General features: G+C 46.6%; 18 protein-coding genes. 8 read left to right on the top strand and 10 right to left on the bottom strand.

Annotated features, from left to right (window positions below; genetic code table 11):
• Window positions 1–360: an immunity protein PIM1 family protein gene (locus AC3WTP_RS20525; protein ID WP_492396501.1), complete on the bottom strand. Its 360-nt coding sequence runs from the start codon at window positions 358–360 to the stop codon at window positions 1–3.
• Window positions 361–386: 26 nt separating this feature from the next.
• On the bottom strand, window positions 387–1,448 hold the full coding sequence (locus tag AC3WTP_RS20520) for a suppressor of fused domain protein (protein WP_492396500.1): 1,062 nt from the start codon (window positions 1,446–1,448) through the stop codon (window positions 387–389).
• A gap of 414 nt (window positions 1,449–1,862) precedes the next feature.
• On the opposite strand from AC3WTP_RS20520, the gene AC3WTP_RS20515 reads away from it, so the two are divergent.
• Window positions 1,863–2,288, top strand: a complete 426-nt coding sequence (locus AC3WTP_RS20515; protein ID WP_492396499.1) for an exosporium protein C — start codon at window positions 1,863–1,865, stop codon at window positions 2,286–2,288.
• A gap of 75 nt (window positions 2,289–2,363) precedes the next feature.
• Here AC3WTP_RS20515 and AC3WTP_RS20510 read toward each other — a convergent pair whose 3' ends face one another.
• The 4 genes from AC3WTP_RS20510 to AC3WTP_RS20495 all read right to left on the bottom strand — a co-directional run bounded on the left by AC3WTP_RS20510 (window position 2,364) and on the right by AC3WTP_RS20495 (window position 6,682).
• The gene (locus AC3WTP_RS20510; protein WP_492396498.1) at window positions 2,364–3,200 is read right to left on the bottom strand and encodes a carbohydrate ABC transporter permease; all 837 of its coding nucleotides are present in this window, start codon (window positions 3,198–3,200) and stop codon (window positions 2,364–2,366) included.
• A gap of 20 nt (window positions 3,201–3,220) precedes the next feature.
• Window positions 3,221–4,096 (bottom strand): carbohydrate ABC transporter permease, encoded by an 876-nt coding sequence (locus tag AC3WTP_RS20505; protein WP_492396497.1) that lies wholly within the window; start codon window positions 4,094–4,096, stop codon window positions 3,221–3,223.
• A 64-nt stretch (window positions 4,097–4,160) separates the two neighbouring features.
• The gene (locus AC3WTP_RS20500) at window positions 4,161–5,540 is read right to left on the bottom strand and encodes an ABC transporter substrate-binding protein (protein ID WP_492396496.1); all 1,380 of its coding nucleotides are present in this window, start codon (window positions 5,538–5,540) and stop codon (window positions 4,161–4,163) included.
• A gap of 125 nt (window positions 5,541–5,665) precedes the next feature.
• On the bottom strand, window positions 5,666–6,682 hold the full coding sequence (locus AC3WTP_RS20495) for a LacI family DNA-binding transcriptional regulator (RefSeq protein WP_492396495.1): 1,017 nt from the start codon (window positions 6,680–6,682) through the stop codon (window positions 5,666–5,668).
• 136 nt (window positions 6,683–6,818) lie between these two features.
• Here AC3WTP_RS20495 and AC3WTP_RS20490 point away from each other — a divergent pair, with 136 nt between their 5' ends.
• The 3 genes from AC3WTP_RS20490 to AC3WTP_RS20480 all read left to right on the top strand — a co-directional run bounded on the left by AC3WTP_RS20490 (window position 6,819) and on the right by AC3WTP_RS20480 (window position 9,435).
• Window positions 6,819–7,598, top strand: a complete 780-nt coding sequence (locus tag AC3WTP_RS20490) for a ChbG/HpnK family deacetylase (protein ID WP_492396494.1) — start codon at window positions 6,819–6,821, stop codon at window positions 7,596–7,598.
• 336 nt (window positions 7,599–7,934) lie between these two features.
• Window positions 7,935–8,294 (top strand): hypothetical protein, encoded by a 360-nt coding sequence (locus AC3WTP_RS20485; protein ID WP_492396493.1) that lies wholly within the window; start codon window positions 7,935–7,937, stop codon window positions 8,292–8,294.
• 142 nt (window positions 8,295–8,436) lie between these two features.
• A complete protein-coding gene (locus AC3WTP_RS20480; protein ID WP_492396492.1) occupies window positions 8,437–9,435 on the top strand; it encodes a ketoacyl-ACP synthase III in 999 nt (332 codons plus the stop codon).
• Between the two features lie 161 nt (window positions 9,436–9,596).
• On the opposite strand, the gene AC3WTP_RS20475 is transcribed toward AC3WTP_RS20480, so the two are convergent.
• Window positions 9,597–10,130: a DUF3267 domain-containing protein gene (locus AC3WTP_RS20475; RefSeq protein WP_492396491.1), complete on the bottom strand. Its 534-nt coding sequence runs from the start codon at window positions 10,128–10,130 to the stop codon at window positions 9,597–9,599.
• Window positions 10,131–11,475: 1,345 nt separating this feature from the next.
• On the opposite strand from AC3WTP_RS20475, the gene AC3WTP_RS20470 reads away from it, so the two are divergent.
• Window positions 11,476–13,752, top strand: coding sequence for a preprotein translocase subunit SecA (locus AC3WTP_RS20470; RefSeq protein ID WP_492396490.1), 2,277 nt, complete (start codon window positions 11,476–11,478; stop codon window positions 13,750–13,752).
• A 262-nt stretch (window positions 13,753–14,014) separates the two neighbouring features.
• On the opposite strand, the gene AC3WTP_RS20465 is transcribed toward AC3WTP_RS20470, so the two are convergent.
• On the bottom strand, window positions 14,015–14,908 hold the full coding sequence (locus AC3WTP_RS20465) for a sulfurtransferase (protein ID WP_492396489.1): 894 nt from the start codon (window positions 14,906–14,908) through the stop codon (window positions 14,015–14,017).
• Window positions 14,909–15,066: 158 nt separating this feature from the next.
• Window positions 15,067–15,366: a hypothetical protein gene (locus AC3WTP_RS20460; protein WP_492396488.1), complete on the bottom strand. Its 300-nt coding sequence runs from the start codon at window positions 15,364–15,366 to the stop codon at window positions 15,067–15,069.
• Between the two features lie 248 nt (window positions 15,367–15,614).
• Between AC3WTP_RS20460 and motA the strand changes: the two genes are divergently transcribed.
• Together motA and AC3WTP_RS20450 are read left to right on the top strand one after the other, a co-directional pair.
• A complete protein-coding gene (gene motA, locus AC3WTP_RS20455; protein WP_492396487.1) occupies window positions 15,615–16,409 on the top strand; it encodes a flagellar motor stator protein MotA in 795 nt (264 codons plus the stop codon).
• Complete coding sequence (locus tag AC3WTP_RS20450) at window positions 16,402–17,226, top strand: flagellar motor protein MotB (RefSeq protein ID WP_492396486.1); 825 nt, start codon at window positions 16,402–16,404, stop codon at window positions 17,224–17,226. Before motA ends, AC3WTP_RS20450 begins: the two co-directional genes overlap by 8 nt.
• Window positions 17,227–17,309: 83 nt before the next feature.
• Here the strand turns inward: AC3WTP_RS20450 and AC3WTP_RS20445 are convergent, their stop codons facing one another.
• Window positions 17,310–19,640, bottom strand: a complete 2,331-nt coding sequence (locus AC3WTP_RS20445; protein ID WP_492396485.1) for an ATP-binding protein — start codon at window positions 19,638–19,640, stop codon at window positions 17,310–17,312.
• A gap of 338 nt (window positions 19,641–19,978) precedes the next feature.
• Between AC3WTP_RS20445 and tadA the strand changes: the two genes are divergently transcribed.
• A complete protein-coding gene (gene tadA / locus AC3WTP_RS20440) occupies window positions 19,979–20,494 on the top strand; it encodes a tRNA adenosine(34) deaminase TadA (protein ID WP_492396484.1) in 516 nt (171 codons plus the stop codon).
• Window positions 20,495–20,614 lie beyond the last annotated feature (120 nt).

The raw sequence follows: 20,614 nt of genomic DNA, 5'->3' as shown, positions 1-20,614 counted from the left end.
TCATTTTGGGAACGTTCCCTGCAGGTAGGAATCCCATAGGTTATCTATAAATTCAATATCAATCTTGTTTTCAAACGCCTTGGAAATGAGGCCAAAGTCATCCGACACATACCCCGCCAGTTCAGAATTCTGAGTTATCCGAAAAATCTGCTTGAACGCAAACTCCCTAATATCGCTGATTACGTTATTTTCAGAGGGGGCCATTTCATTCACTTTTACGTAACTAGAATTCCATGCCGTATCAAATTGGGCAGCATCCCTGTCGTCTATTTCAGCGTCCCAATCAACATCTTTATTGAATACATTTTCGAAAAAGCTATCATTACGGATGATCGATAATAATTCACTCGCTGTTATCAATGAAGCCCCGCCTCCTGATTACATCTTCATCCTATCGTGGATACGACATGTCCGTCCTGATCCTTGATATGGGTTTTCACAATTTGAATGGTCATTCCTTTATAAGAAGAAAGCCTGATCTCTTCTTCCTTCGGCTGCATTTTTTGCATGAGCTCAGTGGTAGCCGCTGCATCCAGCTTCAACCTCACTTCGTTCTCTCCCATCTCATAGCTGGTTTCCTCTCCCAGCTCTAGAACGACTCGCAAGTCTTGGGTTGCCAGAGTCAGATTCTTCCCTTTCAGAAGGCGGCCACGAAGCAGCTTGCACACCGTTCCGGCCTGCTTGGCCCCCAAGGTGAGCACTGCCGGCGTCTTGCTAAGTAAACGGTTCTTGCCCGGCTCCCATGATAGTTGATCTACATATAAAAATCCGGTGTTTGAACCGTCACACTCTATACCTCTCTGGACGGCATCAGAGATAGCTGAAACTTCCAGCATGGAGTCCCGTGACAAATTAGTGATATACCCTGGCAGCATCTCTTGGCAGGCTTCCAGCACCCCCAGCGTATTCCAGGTCTTCATAGCTTCCAGCTCATCCTCAGTAATACCAACCATCTGTAAAAATTCAACTCGTCCGTTCGGTGTGTGTACGGCAGGGAGCTGCGGATCTTCTAAGAAGGCAAGCGCGGTCAACTTCGTGTCGGACTCGAGACAGATCGGACCATTGGCATCCAAATAATCGCCGGAAGCAAAAATATTCCCACTATTAAATACATATCTCCCCATGTTCTGAAGCAGGTTCAGTGCCCACGCCGGGGGCTCCTCCTCGTCTTCCTCGCGTGCGAGCCGAAAAGTAAGTTCGAATCCATAACCGCTGTAATCGGTATTTTCCGATTCTTTTTCATAAAGCTCCGAGAATCCAAAGGTGACTAAATGCCAGTGAGGGAGCGGCTTCTCCGCCTTGTAAGCGCTGATGCCATCCAGCGGATCAGTGCCTCCCAGCATATAAGAGATCATCGTCCCATAGTGTTTAGGCTCCTGCGCACCGTAAATCTTGACCATTTGCTCTTCAATGGCATCCCATCCGGTTGTAACAACTTCCTCGTTCATTTATTCTCCCTCCAATGATCATTGCCTATCTACTTCTATCAATTCCATTGTAAAAAACAAAAAATCAGGAGATTAGAGCCCCTATTTTCCATTGGTAGTTGGAAAAGAAGGAAGGGATTCTATAGCCTGATTGATATTAGTATACGATCACAGAAAGTCTACAATCAACCTTTTGACCTCTATCTGATGGTAAAAGATACCTTTGTCCTACTTTGATAAGTCTTTATTCCCATACAGGCGTATGGGACACAATCTATCCAACAAAAAGACCGCGTCATGTCTGTTAATCTATAATTTGCTCTTTACCATTAAACACATTGTATTTGCCTAAATCAAAGCAAATTGGTCAATTGCCCAATCTTTCTTTGTTTGCCCGGAATATGTTAGGGATATCAATCTAGAGGAGTTGATATTTTGGCACGTATTCTCGATAAAGCTGCCGTCCAGCCGCGCAGTAGATTCAACTTGGCAAATTCAGTTACGATCCGACGTTCACCATCAAGAACTACCCTTGCAACAATCACTATACGGATTCCAGCGAATTCTCAACCTAATCGGGTAGATTTGGTAGCAACCGTGGGCGTTCGAGGTGTCACTGGCATTGCACAGGTTCTCTTTAGAATCTTCCGCGATGGAAGAGAAATTTTCAATACACAACAAGGTATCGAGTCTGCTGGTTCTGAACAAAATTATGCTGTTACGTTCCAGGCAGAAGATAGAAATGTAAGAACGGGTACTCACATTTACACAGTCACAGCAGAAAACCGCACTGCAAATACAAGAGCCGATGTTGTCGGGCCTATATCGTTTAGTGGGTTAGCTGTTCAAACAAGAACATAAAATTGATTTGAAGGGCTCTCTATTCAACATCTGAATAGAGAGCCCCTTAATTAGCACCCCGTTCATATTCATCGACTATCCTTTAACCCCGGAGGAAGCCACGCTTTGCTGCACCTGCTCCTGAACGAGAAGATAAATCAATATACCCGGAATGATGACCATAATCAGCGCAGCGAACATTCTCGTATAATTGTAGGAGAACGCTTCATTAAAGAACTGCAGCGCTACCGGCAGCGTCCTGTTGGCTTCGCTGGTCGTTAATATTAACGCATAGAAGTATTCATTCCAGTGATTCAAGAACATCAGCACTCCTGCCGTAGAAATACCCGATTTCGCCAACGGTAGGTTTACGCTCCAGAATATTCGCCAAAAGCCCGCCCCATCGATTAGAGCCGACTCGTCCAAATCTTTCGGAATCGCCATGAACGTCAAGCGTAGTATAAATAATGAAAGAGCCATGCCGAACGATGAATACACCAAGATCAAGCCCGCTTTCGTATCGTAAAGATCCAGCTTCATGATGATGGTGAAGATCGGCTGCACGCGGGCGTATCCCGGTACAAGCAGCGTAATGGTGCAAAGAATAAATAGAAACGTTTTTCCCCAAAAGTTGAATTTTCCGAAAATATAGCCGGCAAGCGCATAAATAAACAAGGCAATTAACGTCGAGGTTATCGCGATTAACATGGAATTCGTGAAGTAGCCCAAAAAATTATATTGCGTAAAAACGTCTTTATAAGCTTGGAAATCGATCTCTGTGGGCAATGAAAAAGGATCGTTTAAAATCGCTTTATTGGATTTAAAAGAAGATAGAAGAATCCATAGAATCGGGAAAATGGAGACCACTACCGTAAACGCCATCACACTGTAGGAGAATATGCTTTCAAGCCACTTTCGAATGTTAATATGCATCGGCATGACACCTCCTTATCTTAATACGTGCTCTCATTCATCTTGAACACCCTGTTAATCACCAGGAGAACAAGAATTCCGAGAAGAATCATGACGGTCGCTGCCGCATTGGCATAGCCGTAATCGTAATTGACGATGCCGTCATATAGCATCAGCGTAATGTTATAAGTATCGTTGCCCGGTCCACCTCTGGTAGTGAGCGCAACTTCCTCGAAGCCTGCGATTCGCGAGGTAACCGATAATATAATACCGGTCGCGACCGCTTTCTTGACGAGCGGCAAATTAATATATCGAACGATCTGCCACTCGCTCGCTCCATCCAGCAGCGCAGCCTCATGCACCTCTTTAGGAATGGCCATCAAATCGTTGTAGACGATCAACGTGACATATACGGCATAGAACAACCAAGTGAGTGTAATTGCAAAAAAAGCGGCTGGCGACTCAAAAAACCAATTGACATGAAAATCGGTAAAACCGATGCTTCGAATCATATGATTCAGAACTCCGATTTCATCATTGAAGAAAAGCTTATAAATGATCGCCCAAGCGGCGGCAGAGATGACCATCGGTATCATGAATACTCCCCGGACAAATCTCCATCCGAAAGGCTTCTTATATAGAACGAACGCGACCAGCGTACCGAATCCGACGTGCAGCGTAGCCGCAATAATCGACCATAACAAGATATTGCGCAAGGCGATGAAGAAAGTATTATCATAGGTTATGAGACGAATATAATTATCCAAACCACTAAATACGGGTGTCCTTAATCCGTCCCATTCCATGAAACCCGTTGCGAGCACTGTCCCAATGGGAACGATATAGAATAAGGCAAGTACAAGAATCGTGGGTGCCAAAAACGCCGCAATCCACAAGTTCAACCCTCTGATCTTCATATCCTCACCCCTTTATGATGAGACGAGCCCTCCTGCTTCCAATGGAGGGCTCATCGGTCACGTCTTATGGTTTGAATTGCTGCGCTTTCTTCGTTAATTGCTCGGCGAGTTGCTCTGGCGTCAATTTACCTTGCACCAGAAGCGGCAGATTGGCACTAAAATCTTTGGAGGCAATCTGATCCGGCCAGATATCCGCCATAGATTGCGCAATCAGCTTCATATCACTGGTCACCGACTTGTTCATGTCAGCCAGTATCGGATTCAGCTTAGATTCGAATTCAGCGGAAGTCTGAACATTCGGTGCTTGACCGCCTTCAGCAACCATATACGCCTCGATCTCCTCTGGTGAACGGATGAATTCGATGAAGGCAAGCGCCGCGTCCGTTTCTTCCTGCTTTAATCCTTTGGGAATCCACCAAGAAAATTGAGCTGTTGTCGCCAATCCTACGCCTCCTGGGTACAGGGAAGCGCCTACCTTTTTATCAAAGCCTTCTGTCGCTTTTGATGTATCCGAGAAATCGCCGACCATCCAAGTGCCGTTCGCGATAATCGCCGCTCTTTCGTTTAAGAAGTTGTTGGCAGCATCAGCGTAAGCAGCTCCGATGGCATTGTCCGTCGTATAGTTCTGCATCCACTTCTGCACCTCGGCAAATGCCTTGACCCACATCGGGTTCGAATAGTCATATTCCTTCTCGGCGCGGTTGCTCTTCAGCACTTCTGCCGCTCCCGGCTCGTTTGCCATGAAGGCGGAAGCAAGCAGCATCGTCGTCCAGGCGTTCTCCCCTGTCATCAAGGCAAGCGGCGTATAGCCCTTGTCCTTAAGTGTTTGCAGCGCTTGCCCGAATTCCTCGAAATTCATCTGGGCAATCGGCTTTGTAATGCCGGCTTGCTCGAACATTTCCTTGTTGTAGAACAGTCCGATAGGTCGAACTACGGCTTGCGGCATGGTGTAAATTTTGCCGTTCCTCGTGTTATAAGCAATGGAATCCTCGATAAGGAGCTTCTTCAGCTCCGGCTTCGAATCCAGGAAAGGCTTCAGGTCGTAAATCTCGTCTTTTTCAATTAGACTCTCAACGAACTCTCTGGCCCCGCTTTCAACGAGCGCAGGCAGCTTACCTTGTTGCCCGAGCAGCTTGATCTTGTCATTATAGTCATCATTCGGCACTTCTTCGACTTGAATCTCATACTTGCCCTCATACTTTGCATTGAATCGCTCCACTTGTGGAAGGAAGAATTTACCTCCAACGTTCTGGCCGGTTTTGTAATGCGGGATGCGAAGCACGACCTTCTCTTGCTTAGCAGATCCTTCTTGTTTGTCGGTGTTTGTTCCCGACGAGTTCGACGTACTTGGACTTTTCTCTTCATTGCTCTTGGAGCTGCATCCCGTAAAAATCAAAACGATTGCCAGACAAATCATCCATGTGAGTTTAAGTTGTTTTGTCATTTTCCTTCTCCCTTCTTTCTGAGAACAATTATTTAATAATTCCCGAAGGAATTGTTAAACCAACTCAAAAGCTCGATTTTTCCGAAACGTTTTGGATTTTGGTCGAAAAAAGGCTCGAAGCCTTCTCATACGCTTTTTGTACTTTCACGAATCACTAATTGGTTATTCAGTACAATCTTATGATTGACGTTTCGGCCTTCCATCATATCGATAAGCATTTGCGCCGCTTGATACCCCATCTCATACTTATCCTGGCGCACGGTTGTCAGCTTGGGCGTGCAGTAGGCAGCGATCGAAATATCATCGTAACCGATGATTGACAGGGTATCGGGTACCGATCTGCCCATCTGTTCAAGTTTCTGCAAGGCGCCAAGCGCCATAAGATCGCTGGAACAGACAACGGCTGTTGTGTCTGGATGGCGAGATAGCAGGGAACCGATTGCTTCCGCTCCCCCTTCTTCCGAAAAGCGGCCGTCTTCAACCCTGCTGGAATCGTAAGAAATGTCCTCCTCCTGCAGCCCCAGCACGTAGCCAGCCAAGCGATCCGCGCTGATCGACGCCTCTTTGTAACCGTTAATAAATGCGATATTCCGGTGTCCCAGCTCGATCAGATGCCGAACGGCGTTCCTGATTCCGCTTACATTATCGGTCGTGACGTGTCCCGCCCGCTCGCCTTCGACAGGAATATCGATTAATACTGAAGGGAACGTGTTTTGATCGATAACCTCCCGCAAATAGGGATCAGTTGTCGTTAAGCCCTGAAGGATAACCCCGTCTACATTGCGTTCCCGGCAAAGGTCGGAATACGTCTTATTCATTTGCTTGCTGGGATTCGTGCTGAACAGGATGATATCATAATTAAGCTCGCTTGCTCGGTCGCTTATACCGCATAGCACTTCAGACGAGAATGAGGATTTAGCGCTGGCTCGCGTGAGCTCTGAAATAATGACGCCGATTGTATTCGTTTTTTTCAATACCAAGCTTTGCGCCTGCGAGTTTGGCCGGTATGACATCTGCTCCGCCAGCTTCTTGATTCGACTTCTCGTTTTTTCATTAACATCAGAATATCCGTTTAGTGCGCGAGACACGGTCGTGATGGACACCCCCGCCGCCTTCGCAACATCTTTAATGGTAGTTGTCATTAGAAAACCTCGTACTTTCCAAAACGTTTTGGTAATGCTAAAATGAACTTACCATTTATTGTATGCGTTTGCAATATTTTTTTACGACTCCTGTTTGTGGGTATTCATACTGTCAAATAAATGGAGGTTGTCTATATTGGCGAAACGAGAAATTTATCTGATTACGCAAGGCGACGACTTGGGTGGAAGCTATTCTGCCAATCGAGCTATCTTCGAAGCATGGAAATACGGGGAGCTGCGCAATGCTTCGTTCATGGTTAATGGTATCGCAGCACGAGATGCGGCGAAGCTGCTGGCACGCGAGGATGGATGCTGTATCGGCCTTCACTGTACGCTCCATGCCGAATGGGACCGCGTCCGCTGGGGTCCAGTATTACCCCCGAAACAAGTACCCAGCCTAGTGCTGGAAGACGGCACACTGCATCGGTCCCCTCAAGATTGGTTAACATCAGGTGTCAATGTTCAAGAAGTGATGGCCGAAGTTCAGGCTCAGTTGGAAGCGGCCAGGAGCCTTGGTTTTAAGCCATTTTACGCCGATACGCATATGGGCTTCGAAAGAATCGACGAACGCCTGCCTTCCCTATTCGACGAGTGGTGCCAAAACGAGCAGCTCATGTCCTATCGGAACGTGGCCACTGATATCCGCTACACCGGGCCGGGCATGGAGGATGAACCCGTATTGGGCGTCATACAAGCGCTGGAATCCGTCGATCCCGGGATCTATCGCTTAATCACGCATCCCACATTTGAGGACGATGAGATCCGCGCGTTCGGGAACGCCCATATATCAGGCGAGCAAATAGCCAAGGAGAGGGATGCAGACCGTAGACTGTTTCAGGATGAACGGCTCAAACGTTATTTCGCCCAAAACGGCATTCACACCATTCGTTACGATGAGCTTTGGAAATATCGCTGAACACAGCAAAATGCAGTGCAATAATAGCAACAACCAGTATCAGCAGCGCTAAGTCTGTACAGGTCCCATAAATGAAAGGAGCCCGTGTCCCACACGGGCTTTTTGCGTTTGTTCTCCTTCATTGGCTATCGGGTTAACGTATAGAAACGACAGGTCATCTGACTAGGAATCTCTAATAGTAAGTGAAATATAAAAAACTTTGCTCTAAAATATCAAAACTAGGGAGAATATTGTCGATAGTGATAGAGACGGTATATATATGAATAATTAAATATATATTCATTTACATACCCTTGTAAGCTCAAAAATAACAAGCAGAATAGGGGTTTTTGACAAATGATAGCTGAATCTAAGATGCATCCAGAATTCAACACACTGTTCGTCAGCCTGCATGGCTTTGCAGACGTAGAAGAAACAGCTGCACAAGTAGATAGACTCGAGGTCATGTTTGGAACTTTACCTATCCGTGAAATGTCCTTGATCATTGACTGCAATGATATGGCGCCATTTAAGCAGGATATCCTGCCTATGCTGGAACGTTGCTATGGGTTGTACAACGGGTTTAAGCATGCGGTTCTCGTTAACCCTACGAAAATGGTTGCCAGATCCCAATTACAGAGAGTAGCCTCTACTGCTGGGTTCACAGGACACTTTGTTGACACCGTGGAAGAAGCTTGGGTAATTGCTAAATCCTAGGATGAATCAGGACAAGTCTAATCACTAAGTGAGCAGACATTGCCCTGCATACATAATAACGACGTCAAAGTTATACACCTGTACGTGGAATCTCTTAGAACTCCCGTATGAATGGTAATCCACTAGCAGAGGAGGGATCATATTGGCTAACGTAAGGATAGTAAGTACTGAAGTGTACCACCCATCATTAAAAGTAACCAATGAAGAGTTAGCTCAGCATGCCGGAGAATCGGCAGAGAGACTGCTTGGTCTTTGGGCACACTTTGGCCGCAAGGAACGTTATTATGCTTCTACCTATGAAGAGAACAGTGTCTATATGGCTATTGAAGCCTCCAAAGCACTGCTGGCCAAAAATAACCTCCGAGGAAGCGATCTGGATATGATCGTATTCTCCTCCGGCACACATGAATACAGCGTACCTACTGATGCAGCCTTGGTGCATCAAGCTCTAGAGGGCAAAGATACGTGTATCATTTATGATAGTAATGCGAACTGCGTAGGGATGGTTGTTGCTGCTGACCAAGCAGCCCGTTCGATGATCACAAATCCCCAAGTGAAATATGCTCTTCTTGTTGGGTCAGAACAGCTTTCCCGTTTCTACAAAGATAAGAATTTATCCACAAAGGGAATTAGCGGAGATGCGGCATGTGCGGTGTTACTGGAGCGAGTGGAGGATGGTGAGCATGGTCTTATCGATTCTGCTTACTACACGAATACGCAGACTGCGAAGGATATGCTATTCCCTGCCAAGGGCATGACGCAAATGTACGGCGATCATATGACGCTTGAAGAGAAGATGATCGATCTAAAGCCGGAGTATAACTTCAAATTGGCTTTCCCAACTGCAGTAACCAATATAGAGATGCTGCTGCAGAGACATGGATATGAGAAAAGTGATGTTAAACACTATTATATTAGTCAAATACGTCAGAGTTTACTTAAAGATACTGCCGATGCATTAGGGGAAGATGTAGATAAATTCCCATACACAGGCGATCTTTACGGCTACACAGGCACAAGCAGTCCGTTTCTCGCACTTCATCATGCAATTGAAGCTGGTACATTAGTACAAGGTGACTTGTTCTTTATATGGTCGACAGGTGCGGGAATTACCAGTTGTGCTACCATGTGGAGACTCTAGTCATAACACAGCATTAGCATACGGCAACACCACAAAGGGGAGCAAAATAGCTCCCCTACTTTTATTTCACCCATGCACACTTCCAACTTTCCCACTAGAGTGCTCTGCTCCGAACCTGTCACAGCCCTCCAACCCGCGTCCGACGCGGCTTCCTAGCCTTACTATTTTACTCGGTAATAACCTTTGCAAAACACAGATTGATTGGGTTTGATTAGAATCAAAAAAGAATTTATAACATCGGAGGAAGAGAAGATTAAATTTATCCAACAAATAAACAACAGTAGCGATTTGATCGTACCTTCTGAGACAAAAAACGCAGCAATCCCCGGTACTACCGATAATACGATAAATGGCAAACTCATAAAGACCCAAAATCTCATTTTGGATAGAGTTGCATTTGTATTAAGCCAAAAAAATATTCCTTTGAATGTTAGGCTAATATCGCCTTTCGTGTATACAACAAGAATGTGATTGATTTCATGTAAAATAAAAACAAGAACAACAATGGGGATAAGGGCGATATTGGCGAGAAAAGTGAACCTACCTTCGAAACACATGGGTGATAATATAAAAATAGCCATCAATAAATAAACAAATTTTATATAATGCTCTCGAAACCAATCATTTTGTATGAAAGGGGTCCATTCTGACATATCCAAACTTTTATGCGGCAAATGCCGAAACCACAAGATCATAACTACCCTCGCCCTATCTGTAATAATTTACAAATATTATATATGAGCATACCCGTTTCGACTATCCTTTGGCGGTTTCTTCGACTTCTTGTTAATGCCCTCGTGAAAACGTTACTTCTTTTTCATCAGATAATTTATATCTTTCTTTAACCCTACTGCGAAACTAACAGGAATCAATATTATAGGAAATATCGCTGTAATAACCATTAACCATAATATTGCACCTCCTGTTACAGCTGTAAAACATATGAATAAGAACACATATATATTAAAAAATGTTAGAGGGAAATTCAAACAATATAGATAAGTTACTTTCTCAGAAGATTTGAATATATAGATAAGATATCCAATATATATTGGGGTTGTCATGAAAAAGAATGATAGAACCTTATCCTCTTGTGGTCCACTTCCTTCACTAAAAAAATTATACTGTTCACCATATGGAATAACTACGAAGAAAAGGTATATCAAAATTATGATAGATACTATTAGTGTAAATAGACTCATGTTGGGTTGCTTGGCACTCATAAATCTCCCCCCCCATATTAGAAATGTAACTCTTATCGATATTAAAGTACTAATGATCTACTCTGAATTCCTATAACGTTATATTTTTGAACCTTTAAGTCTCAGATCAATATTTTGGATATTTTATACTTAATATATCACTCCATTAGATCAACAACCAGGGAAAATGTATTGCGACAGTTATCACAACAACTACTCTCCCCCGTCGCCACCGGATTCTCCTCGTACGAAATCCAATCGTTCCAGCTAGTTACTGCCGCCAAAGACGATTACATTTTCGCACTAATCTTTTAATGCGAACTCTTCCCCCATATGCTTCCCATATCCTCTGTAATTGGATCGTAAACCATCTCCACGATTGTGCACGGCAAGAAGATAGCGAGCATCGGCGACCTTTTCTCTGTCTACATTTCCTTTGCCACACCAGCACCCGCAACCGGTCGATCCAGTCCATTCACGATCAATATTTTGAAGAAACGAGAATAATTCACCGATGGGGAGAGACTGTGATGAACCTGTTGCCGTCTTTTTTTGCTTATCAATGACTAGGATAGCTTCCAAAATGCAATATATTATTTACATTTTACATTCCATAAATTACAATAAACCCCAATCAACAACTAGAAAGGATCCCTTTTATGCTTGTTAACAGGGTTTGTTTTACCTATTAAAGATAATGCTGTCTATACTTTAATCACTTTCGGATTGTTGGGATTGGGCCAATTTCTCGTCTATAGTCTTACAATGTGGAAGTATAGCCGCGTCTGATTCTTGTTCAAAACTAAGCGTATTTCTACCGAGGGGAGATCAAATTCCTATGAATATAGCCGTCAAGTTGATGCAAAAATTCAAAGATTGCGATACCCAGAATAAGCTGAAAGTCTATCAGGACAAAGTCGAGCTCATCAGGAAACGGAATTTGGAAGCATGGGACGATCAACAGCTTCAAGCGGAATCCCTCCGGCTGCAAAAAGACGCAAAATCGGGTACGCCTTTGGATGAGCTGCTTGTCGATGCTTATGCATTAGTCTGCGAGGCAGCGAAGAGAAAGCTCGGATTACAGCCTTACGATGTCCAGATCATGGCTGCCATCGCTCTGCACGAGGGATTTTTGATCGAGCAGCATACCGGTGAAGGAAAAACGCTCTCTGCTGTTATGCCTGCTTATCTAAATGCGCTGACCAGCGAAGGCGTTCATGTGCTGACTTTTAACGATTATTTGGCAAATCGAGATGCGGAGTGGATGGGCCCGATCTATCGTTTCCTCGGGTTAACGGTAAACTCGGTTCAAGCGGGCATGAGCCTGTTCGAGAAACGGGAAGCGTACGCCAAGGATATAACCTATGTTACGGCTAAAGAGGCGGGATTCGATTATTTGCGCGACACGATCGCACTAGACGAAGCCGATACCGTGCATCGTCCTTTCCACTACGTCATCGTCGACGAAGCGGATTCACTGCTTCTCGACGAAGCACGGGTACCGCTAGTCATCACCGGTGAGTCGGACTCTTCCAGCAACGACGGCATTCGTTTCGCAGAAGTGGCTCGGCAGCTCAAGCAAGTAGAGCATTACGACTTCGACGAGTTTCAGCGGAACGTTTACTTGAATGAAGCAGGCTCTGCGAAAGCGGAGTCGCTGCTGGGATGCGGCAATTTGTACGATAGCCATAATAGTCATTTGTTAACGTCATTAAATTGCGCGCTGCATGTGGAATCGTTATTAAAAAAAGACGTCGATTACATTGTCCGGGACGGTACAATCGAGCTGATCGAAGAATATACCGGCCGCGTGGCGGAGAACAGGTTTCTGCCGGACGGGCTGCAAGCCGCGCTTGCGGCCAAAGAAGGGCTGCAGTCGACAGCCGGCGGGAAAATTCTCGGGACGATCACTCTTCAACACTTCATTGACCTGTATCCGAGGATTTGCGGAATGACGGCTACCGCGCACGCTTCCGCAATAGAATTCGAAGATATTTATGAGCTGCAGGTCGTGCAAATCCCACCGAACCGACCAAACATACGGATCGACCATCCGCATCGGATTTATAGCCATAAAGAAGCCAAACTTAAGGCGCTTGTACAAAAAATCTCGTCAGTCCATGCGACGGGACGTCCAATTCTCATTGGTACGTCAAGCGTCGAGGAGTCTGACATGCTAGCGGAGGCGCTAGCGGTTGCCGACATACCTTGCCATGTTCTGAATGCGAAGAACGACGCAAAAGAAGCCGAGGTCATCGCCAAAGCGGGAGAAATCGGGGCCGTGACAGTGTCTACGAATATGGCCGGACGCGGCGTCGACATTCGGCTCGGCGGCGGCAACCCCATGCAAGCTGAAGTTGTCGCCAAGCTGGGCGGGTTGTACGTGATTGGTACACATGTGAACGAAAGCGTGCGGATCGACGACCAACTGCGCGGACGTTCTGGCCGCCAAGGCGACCCGGGAGCTTCCGTATTTTTCGTAAGCTTGGAGGACGAGTTAATACTTCGGTTCGGCATCAATCAAGCGATTCGCGCTCCTAGGCAGGATGAGGCTCTCGAAGAGTCGGTGCTCCGTAGCAAAATCACGCATATTCAGCGCGTTATTATGGGCCAAAACTTCCATATCCGCCAGGAACTTAACAGTTATTCGGATATGGTAGAGGATCAGAGGCGAATTCTATACGAGGAGCGGCTCGGAATTTTGAGAGGCGAGAAGCCGATGAGTCCTTCGGAGCAGCGAGTACGGCTTTTTTATATCGACCAGTTCTGGGCTGACCATCTGGCATACGTTTCTTACATTCGCGAAGGCATCCACTTGGAGAGCCTTGCTAGCCGCAATCCGATCGACGAATTTCATGCGCAAATCACCCAAGCATACGAGCAAATTCCGGCTAAAATAAATAGTGAGTCTTCAAATATGCTTATAAGGCTCGGAGGTTCGAATGATCCGGCGAAGTGGGAAAAGTTCGGCCTGAAGAGCCCTACTTCCACACGGACTTATATTATCAACGATCAATACATCCAACAGAAGCGCAGCTCATGGACCGCAACGACGGTAATGGCTTATTGGATTCGCAAGATTTTGAGGCCGGTATTCGGGTGGTCAAATTTTTGATGTAGCGTAGCTTTTTCAAGGACAATCGCGTTGCCGCCCGATCATCGCCGCCATAGTTTTGACGGCCTTTTTGAAATCATTCTTTAGAGTAGTGATTCGTATGCGAACGGCAACAGCAACACGCGAACAATTGACTTCCGCTGTAATCATCTTAGATCACCATTTTGTTGACTCCGTGTTGACCTCAGCGATCCTGGGCACAAACCAAAGAAGTACATCGCTACATGAGCGATGTACTTCAAGTCGCATACTATTATATCGATCAAGCCTTCTCCTCGTCCCCCACCGCAACTGGATTCTCCTCGTACGAGCTCCAGTCGCTCCAACTGCCCGCATACAGCTTCGCCTGGCGGTAGCCCGCCTGCCACAAGCCGCGAATGTTCGGGCACGCGGTAACACCGGAGCCGCAGTACACGATGATCTCTGCGGCATCGCCCACCACTTCCGACCAACGCTCCCGCTGGTCGTCCGTCGCAAGCCACGCGCCTGCAGCGTCCAAGTTCCGCTGCCATGGCTGATTCACCGCGCCTGGGATATGTCCCGCCACGCGGTCCATCGGCTCCACCTCGCCGCGATAGCGCTGCCCGTCGCGCGAGTCAATGAGCACGACATCGCTACGGCCCAGCCTAGCCTTCACATCTTCCATACCGAGTACCAACTGCACTTGCACGTTAGGCTCATAACGCATTCCATCCACGCCAGCCGCCGCTGCCACTCCCTTCTCCACAGGCAAGCCTGCCGCCTGCCAAGCCACCCAACCGCCATCGAGCAGCAGCACATCGCCTTCATGGCCCATCCACTGCAGCAGCCACCACAAGCGGCTGGCACCAGAGCCTCCCTGCTCATCATAGGCGACGATTGTGCTCGTGCGAGTAATGCCCGCTTCCGTCAGCTTGTCTGCCAGTCGCGCAGGGTCAGGCAGCGGATGCCGTCCGCCATGCTCTTTAACAGCTGATGATAGATCCTGATTCATATCGAAGTACACGGCTCCAGGAATATGACCTTCTAGGTATGCTTCTCTTCCGCGCTGCGGCTCAGTAAGCCAATAACGACAGTCTGCCGCTACTACGCTCCCATCGCCTTCCGCTGCATGTTTCAATCGCGCTGCAAGCTCGTCCGGTGTCATGACTACAGTGAACGTGTTACGGTTAACCATCCTGTATCTCTCCCTTTTCTCGCCTATGCTTCCAAGTGACTTATGTCTAGCAGCCAATAGCATCTCGGATCTCACTGCCCACACCACAAGAAGCATCAATAGAGATTACGCTGCAATTATAAGCATCCCTATGCTGCCCTATGCATCTCCATACTGCTCTAAGCATCCAGCAATGCGATAACGCCTACAGCCTCATGCTCGTTCGACACTTCAAAGTTATGAAACTCGCGATCATATCGGATGCTTCCGCTTCCCACAAACAAGATATTCTCTTGTCCCAGACCGTAGAACAGGTCATCCGCAAGCGCTTCCAGCACTTCGTGACGATCTTCCGGCGTCATCTGTTCCCAATCACCCGCTTCAATGTCTAAGAAAGTGTAGCTATCCTCAATTCGGCCCAGCGCACTAGCCATATCCAACAATATCTCTTTATAAGGTCTCGTAAATCTTACAGCCATCTCAACGATCCACTCCCTCTAATGCTTACAGTAAATATTCAAGTTACTCGTATTGTAGCACAACCCTATCGCTTCACCAATGCGCTATGATCGCAATTGGGACAACCCGTATTTCATTTACATCTAACATTTAGCATATTTCATACCGATAAATAGGATGAAGCGTCGCTATTTGCCGATAGCGGCCACTAGTCATTGGATGACGCACGGAAGCAACATTATACTCATGGATGAGGTGGATGTTCGACATGGAAAAATCAACATTAATCGGCATAGTGCTGGGGTTAGCGTCCCTTTTGCTAGGGATGTATTTTAAGGGAGCGCCGTTGATCAACTTAGTAAATAACCCTGCAGCCTATATTATTATTTTTGGAGGTACAGCTGCTTCCCTGTTTGTTGCCTTCCCGCTCAAAGAGCTGAAGAAGCTGCCGCAGCTGTTCAAGATGCTGTTCGTGAAACAGCAATTAGTGGATCGAGTTCAATTAATTAAACTATTTATGGAGTGGGCGTCGATTACTCGTCGTGAAGGGTTACTCGCGCTTGAGTCCCGCATTGATGAGATCGAAGATGATTTCCTGCGCGGCGGAATGCGCATGATTATTGACGGCAACGAGCAAGAGTTCGTGCGTGATGTCCTATTGGAAGATATCCACGCTACGGAAGAACGGCACCGCGCTGGCGCCTTGATCTTCTCGCAGGCTGGTATGTATGCGCCAACGCTAGGGGTATTGGGCGCGGTTATCGGTCTGATTGCCGCTCTCGCGGATATGTCCGATATGGGAGCCTTGACTCATGCGATCGCGGCTGCATTTATCGCTACGCTCCTTGGTATATTTACAGGTTATGTCTTGTGGCACCCGATCTCAACCAAGCTGAAACGCTTGTCTAGCAGTGAGATGCAGATTCGATTAATGATGGTGGAAGGACTCTTATCCATTCAATCCGGTGTATCCACAATCGCGATTAACCAGAAGCTTTCTGTCTTCTTAACGCCTGCGGAACGCACTCGTTTGAATGAGAAGGAGGATGCGAGCGGTGAATAAGAAGAAGCGTTCAGAGCATCACGAGGAACATGCCGACGAATCTTGGCTGCTTCCATACTCTGACCTGCTTACGCTCCTACTGGCGTTGTTCATCGTTATGTACGCAATGTCTGCGATTGACTCGCAGAAATTCGAACAGATGCGCGATGCCTTCAGCATTGCTTTTAGCAGCAACGGCGGTGCAGGTGATAGTATTCTGGATCAGAATTCCCTCATGCCTAAGGGCGGAAGCCAGCCTGATACGTTAAGCGAAGCGTTTGAGAGCAAGGAGAAGACTGCCGATAAGGAAACTCAGGATCCTTATACCATGCAAGCTCAGCAAGAACAGCAGAAGCTGGAGGAATTGCAGGAGAACGTACAACAGTACATTAAGCAGAATGGACTGTCGGACCAGTTAAGTACGAAGCTGAACCACTCTGAGTTGAAGATAACGATTAAAGACAGCGCCTTGTTTGGCTCTGGGGTAGCTTCACTTAAACCAGAAGCTGAGAAGCTTGCCCTAACCATTGGAGATATGATCAAGAACTATCAGGGCTACCAGATTGTCATCAGTGGTCACACCGATAACATGCCGATCAAGAATTCTAAGTTCGAGTCCAACTGGGATCTTAGCTCAGCACGGGCACTGACATTTATGAAGGTCGTACTGGAACAATCGGGACTGGATCCAAAGAATTTCCAAGCAGTTGGAATGGGAGAATACCACCCTGTCGCAACGAATGATACACCAGAAGGCAGAGCGCAGAACCGTCGTGTAGAAGTATCTATACTGCGCAAGTACGCGGTTAACACACCTGAAACAACCATCGCGCCTTAAACGACAAGGGCTGTCGATACGATGAATGGTACTCTTCGCAGAATACCTATTCACGTTCGACAGCCCTTTTATCTATTATTCTATTATCGTACGACTATTCTCGTATCGATATCATTCTGATCGGAAGCCGCCTTCTCCATAGCAGGCAAAGTAATCGTAATCAGAGTGCCCTCGCTCAGCTGGCTCTGGATATCCATGGTCCCCTTATGGTTGTATATGATACGCTGGGATACCATAAGTCCAAGGCCCGTTCCTTTCTCCTTATTCGTATAGAAGGGATCTCCGATCTTGGAAAGGTCGTTAGGTGATATACCCACCCCATTATCCTGGACTTGAACTCTCACCCTGCCCTCATCCAATGTATCTACAGTCAGTTCGATAGTACCACCTTGCGGCAGCGCTTCGATCGCATTTTTGATAATATTAATGAACACTTGCTTCAACTGATTCTCTTCGCACATCACAGACGGCACTTCATCCGCAAAATGAGTCACACAGAAGATCCCATCCGGCTGTGCCAAGCTATCCATTAGTGTGAGTACCTCTTGCAGCACTTGACGAATATCCTTCTCTTGAAAGCGAGCCGCATGAGGCTTGGACAACACCAAAAACTCACCGACGATTAAATTAATGCGATCCAACTCAGACAGCATGAGGGAGGTATGCATAGGATTATGGGTGCCAGTCCGCTGCTGAAGCTGAATGAATCCCTTCAAGGTGGTCAACGGATTGCGAATCTCATGAGCAACCCCCGCCGCTAATTGCCCTACTGTCGTCAACTTCTCGGAACGGCGCAGCAATTCTTCCATTTGCTTGCGGTTCGTGATATCACGCGTGATGCTGGCCCAAGCAGAAGGCTTGCCCGAATCGTCCATGATGGGCGAGGTGCTCACGCTGACATCAAGCAGCCGGTTATCCTTCGTTAGCCGTATCGTTTCCAGCGCGCCTCCTGCCTTGCCGCTTTGCAGCAAATCCTCGATCTCCTGAATATCTTTACTTAAGTCAGAAGGAATAATCGGCAGCTGCTTCCCCTTAATCTCATCTTCCGTCCATCCGAACATACCGCTGAACGCTTGATTGACCCGCTCTACTCTTCCCTGCAAGTCCGTTACATGAATAGCATCCGTGGATTGGTTAATAAATGATTCCAGCTGATCCTTCATCGAGCGGTTCTCTTCATATAAGTTGCGAAGCTGTGTGGTGGATTCGTTCAAGCTGTCACCCATCAGATTAATCCGTTCTGCAAGCCTCCCCAATTCATCATTACGCGTTACGATCAAAGGTGTATTGAATTGACCAACCGCCAACATATTAACCTTCTGCAATATATTCTGAATTGGTCTGAAAAACCATCCAGCCAGCATATAGCTGATCATAAATACAATATCAAGCGTCACTAACCCAATAACTATATTCGATAGCAGCTGGTCTTTAAGCGTCGCCTTCAACGGCTCCGCATCCACGACCACACTTAACACATAAGTACTCTTTTCATCTCGGATCGGTATAAAGCTCTTCAACAGATCCTTATCTTGGGACTGGCATTCCGTAAATACCGGAAGTCCTGTTTCGTAGGCTTGCCTGATATGATCCTTATCCTGATCCACTTGATATTGATAGGAGCCAAACAGAATAGGCTGGTTGGTTTGGAATTCAACCTTATTTATAGTTGGGCTGGTCGGAAGCACATCAAAATAGTCCACTATAAGAGGGTTGAAAGCTGTAATTTCCAGAACCGTTGGCTGCAGCTGCAGTGTTTCTTCGACCATCTGGTCAGGCGTCGTCGTAAAAAACATATCCAGGACCATTCTGTCCTGAAGGCAAATGCTAATGATGTAATCTCGTTGGTCATCATAATAGTATCCCCATTTGTCCATATAACCAGGGTTGGACGCTGACCTATCGAATGGTCCTAACCAGAAGTTATCCTTCTTCACTCCCTGCGGCATAGTCACTTCACCGGAGTCCATTAGCTGTCTAAGAGCCTTGTGCCATATGCCCCACTCTTTAGTCGATAATCCTTCTATGCTCTTATCTGTTGAACGACCAACGATAATATCCTCTTTATTCGCAGTATATTGAAGTAGAGCGATATGGGTTATGCCAAGCTCATGGGTTAGATCGACAAGATCTTGATCCGTAATCTGTTCATACTCGAGCGGCAGTCTCTTCGCAGCTTCCATAGAGGCATTATACAGCCATTCCGTAAGCATATTCTCAATGGCTTCATCCACATGATGAGATTGCTGCATGGTGATGGAGATCTGCTGGGTAATAACCTTCATCCGTTCTTCCATTTCATATACAAGCTTGCTCTTGGTCATATAATAATTAAGTACGATATAAGCAAAAAAGACGAGTAGTACTGTGCATGAAATGGATAAAGAGACTTTACTTTTGATCGATAAACGCATCCATTATACTCCTCTTCTACATCTTGATGTTGGTTTATGATGGAGCCTTGTTTTGATCATAGCTACTTCCCATAGAATTGTCCATTCCCTATTCAACTGTAACCCATCTTACTAGAATAAAGGGACGGGGCATGTCATAAAACAGTTGATTTTACTGCATATTAAACCTACAATATATAGTTATCAACAACTTATGCACAACATGTGTGCAGATATGGATAATATGTGTATAAGTCTGTGTATAACCCCTTACTTATCCACATTGTTGTTCACAGTATGTTAACAACGAATATTTGTTCGGGGAATAAATACAGGAAATAATCTGGAAGGAGTGCCGCATGAACGAAGAACTTTCGGGCCGCAATGAGCTCAATCCATTGCTCATACATGCTCATTGGATGCGACAAGCCATCGAAGAAGCGAAGAAAGCCGAGGCCATAGGCGAGGTTCCGATCGGCGCTGTAGTTGTCCACAAAGGTGAAATTATCGGCCGAGGCTATAATCTGCGAGAAACCACATTAGATTCAACCGCTCACGCGGAGATGATCGCTATCCGTGAAGCGAGCCAGCACCTGCAAGCGTGGAGGCTGTTAGATTGCACGCTATACGTCACATTGGAACCCTGCCCTATGTGCGCAGGAGCTATCGTGCAATCCCGCGTGCCGCAGGTTGTGTTCGGTACAGGCGACCCTAAGGCAGGCTGCGCTGGCACACTCATGAACCTGCTGCAAGAAGACCGCTTCAATCATCGCACCGAGATTGTGGAAGGTGTCCTGCAGGAGGAGTGCGCCGCGCTGTTAAAGGATTTCTTCAAGAAGCTGCGCACAAGGTCTAAGACGCAGACATCATCCTAGTACCGCAATCGAGTAGGAGGGGGCGACTAGCCCCCGTCCTCTTACACCACCGTACGTACCGTTCGGTATACGGCGGTTCATGGTATATTCCGCAAGAGATTATATCTTTCCGTTAAGCTC

The organism is Paenibacillus sp. EB106-04-04-XG159, from assembly GCF_058791835.1.
This window is presented reverse-complemented; position numbering and strand designations above follow the sequence as displayed.

Bases quoted from the DNA above. Each gene is read 5' to 3' on its own strand.
- AC3WTP_RS20495 (WP_492396495.1), bottom strand. From the start codon at position 6,682: ATGACAACTACCATTAAAGATGTTGCGAAGGCGGCGGGGGTGTCCATC.
- AC3WTP_RS20465 (WP_492396489.1), bottom strand. From the start codon at position 14,908: ATGGTTAACCGTAACACGTTCACTGTAGTCATGACACCGGACGAGCTT.
- AC3WTP_RS20475 (WP_492396491.1), bottom strand. From the start codon at position 10,130: ATGATCTTGTGGTTTCGGCATTTGCCGCATAAAAGTTTGGATATGTCA.
- motA (WP_492396487.1), top strand. From the start codon at position 15,615: ATGGAAAAATCAACATTAATCGGCATAGTGCTGGGGTTAGCGTCCCTT.
- AC3WTP_RS20500 (WP_492396496.1), bottom strand. From the start codon at position 5,540: ATGACAAAACAACTTAAACTCACATGGATGATTTGTCTGGCAATCGTT.
- AC3WTP_RS20520 (WP_492396500.1), bottom strand. From the start codon at position 1,448: ATGAACGAGGAAGTTGTTACAACCGGATGGGATGCCATTGAAGAGCAA.
- AC3WTP_RS20510 (WP_492396498.1), bottom strand. From the start codon at position 3,200: ATGCATATTAACATTCGAAAGTGGCTTGAAAGCATATTCTCCTACAGT.
- tadA (WP_492396484.1), top strand. From the start codon at position 19,979: ATGAACGAAGAACTTTCGGGCCGCAATGAGCTCAATCCATTGCTCATA.
- AC3WTP_RS20445 (WP_492396485.1), bottom strand. From the start codon at position 19,640: ATGCGTTTATCGATCAAAAGTAAAGTCTCTTTATCCATTTCATGCACA.
- AC3WTP_RS20485 (WP_492396493.1), top strand. From the start codon at position 7,935: ATGATAGCTGAATCTAAGATGCATCCAGAATTCAACACACTGTTCGTC.
- AC3WTP_RS20505 (WP_492396497.1), bottom strand. From the start codon at position 4,096: ATGAAGATCAGAGGGTTGAACTTGTGGATTGCGGCGTTTTTGGCACCC.
- AC3WTP_RS20470 (WP_492396490.1), top strand. From the start codon at position 11,476: ATGAATATAGCCGTCAAGTTGATGCAAAAATTCAAAGATTGCGATACC.
- AC3WTP_RS20460 (WP_492396488.1), bottom strand. From the start codon at position 15,366: ATGGCTGTAAGATTTACGAGACCTTATAAAGAGATATTGTTGGATATG.